Raw genomic sequence first — 2,371 nt, forward strand, 5'->3', positions numbered from 1 at the left:
TTCGAAGGTCAGCGGGAGCGACTCGATCCAGCCGCTGGCGTTGTCAGCGATTTTTTGAATGACGGTAACGTTGTAGGTACCGACAGTCCATTCCTGCGCTGCGGTGCTCCATGTGCCACTCGGCATCACTTCGGCATTTGCGGGCGTGGGAACTTGCACCGTCCCCCCCCTGACGGTGAACTGGACTTCAGATTTGCGTTTGGAATCGTAATAACCCTTGCCGGAGAAAGTTACTGTAGTTCCAGCGAAGGTGACGGTGGGCTGTTGCAGGGTGGGCGGGCGAATCCTGAAGGCTTGTGGTGCACTGCGTCCGGATGACACGCCATCCAGATCCTGTTCGACAACAAGGCTGATCGCCCCTGGCGGCACTTTGATCATCCCCTCCCACGGCCCGTCTACATCGCTAACGACTTCCCAGCCAGGAACGGAATCATTCGTCAGATCGAAAAATGCTCTCAATCGCGCGCCAGCCAGGCCGTTGGTTCCTTTCAGGAGGAAGTCTGGATCATGGATTGCCAACTCAGGTGGTTCGGATATTGACGGCACACCCATGACTCTGAAAGTCGCGGCCTCGGTATAAAAATGACTGATATTCGGTGATTTGAGTTCAGCGGTAACCGAGATCGTCCCACTTACTGGGACCTTTGTTGCCTTAGCCTCCCAACTCGTACCGGCATCTCCGACAGTAATAACGTCGCTCCAGTTCTCATAGTGATTTGAGTGCCCAACTACTCTGATATCAGTACCCGACGCAGCAATACCTCTGAAACCAACCACATCCTTTGCCAACATCAAAGCATTAGCTGCCGGAAAAGTAATTCGAGCGCGGTAGACTGTTATATAACCCGTCCGCTCGGAAACCTTACCACCGTACATTTGATATGCTTGAAACATTAGAGAATTTTTGTTTTCTGCCACGGTGACTGGCACTGACCAAGGATCGTAGAAAGCCTCTTTTGCCCCAATCGTACCGCGCCCATCGTCCAGGACAACAGTATAACGGTATATTGCCCCCGTACCCTTGACAGCGAAAGTTGAAGATGTGAAGTTTCGGATTGCACTGATGGTTGGAATGGGCATCCGATAATTGGCGATCTTGTAGGTTTTCAGAACCGGATCACTTGCGTTATCTACATCATAAATATAATCGAACCCCACTGTTACGTTTCTCTGATTGGCGATAATCATTTCTCGATAGGGTTCATCAAGATCGATCCACTCACCGGTCTGGCGAGCACTGCCCGTCAGTTCTCTTACATTACCTTCACCGCTAACCAACGAAAGATAGAATTTTACATTCCCTTCATAACGTCGATTCTCTTTTGCTCTGTACGCTGACACGATGCAAGTAAATGTTGAACCATCGTAGGAGTAGGCATAGCTCACTCGAAGCTGCGCCCACCTACCGTCTTCTTCCGCGTGCAGCTCATGGGTTACAAATGCCACATCCGTTCCGATCTCCTCAGCGCGGACTACCTCTTGTTTCGGGGGCAAGCTGTCGGAAGGATCTTTAATACCATCATCTTGTTCCATGGCCGGATCTCAGAAAGGGCAAGCTGGCTGATAGATAAAACAGGTCACATTCATTGAATACCGATGCGCCGCATCGCTACACCTGTAAAACCTGACAGTCCCGACCAACGGTAACTATTCCACGCCTTAATATGCTTGCGTCCTTCAGCCATTAAACGCGACTGCATCAGCTTGCGTTGTTGCCACACATCACTCAGAGTTCACCAACTTGTACATATGAAACGCCGCCCGGCATGGCTGATCAGGCGCGCGGCTTCGACTTCAAAACGCGCACTGTCCGCCCAATCGGACATCGTTGCGTCATCCGCTGCGTCAGTCAGCGTCTGCCGGAATCGGTACCAGTTACCCGCCAGCGGCAGTGCCCGCGTCGCCTCCCCGCGCCACTGCTCATCGACCACAGGTGCCTGAGCCAGCCACTGCACGTCCGGGTTGTACCAACTCACGACGGCGCCCACGCCCGGACGACCCTTGCCGCTGAACTGCACTGGCTGAGTGACCCAGCGTCCCGCCGCCGGCTCGTCGAGGACAGGCACAAAAGTACCCAACATGACCGAGCGCAGGGTTTCAAACGATTCGAAACCGTCCCGGGATGCGACTGCCTCCAGCTGGTAAAGCCCCCCGACCAGCGAACTTGCAGCGAGCATCACTGACCAGGTGCGATTTTCCTGCACGATTCCACTTGCCGGCTCTGAGCGCGTGGCACCGACCAGCGTCACCGTAACCGTATCGCCCGGCACGCCAAAACCGCACACCACCACCTGCTGCCCGATGGCATCGTCCTCGATCGGGGTTTCAATGAAGGGGGCGGCCGGCACGACGTCAAAGTGCAGCGGCTCGC

The 2,371-nt window shown here is 54.4% G+C and carries 2 pseudogenes; both read right to left on the reverse strand.

Annotated features, from left to right (window positions below):
• A pseudogene (locus tag OK411_RS22025) lies at nt 1–1,533 on the reverse strand (hypothetical protein); the annotation flags it as partial.
• Nucleotides 1,534–1,733: 200 nt separating this feature from the next.
• Nucleotides 1,734–2,371 (reverse strand): annotated as a pseudogene (locus tag OK411_RS22030) (hypothetical protein); the annotation flags it as partial.

Origin of the sequence: Pseudomonas sp. RG1, assembly GCF_025910115.1 — a bacterium.
Taxonomy (GTDB): domain Bacteria; phylum Pseudomonadota; class Gammaproteobacteria; order Pseudomonadales; family Pseudomonadaceae; genus Aquipseudomonas; species Aquipseudomonas atacamensis.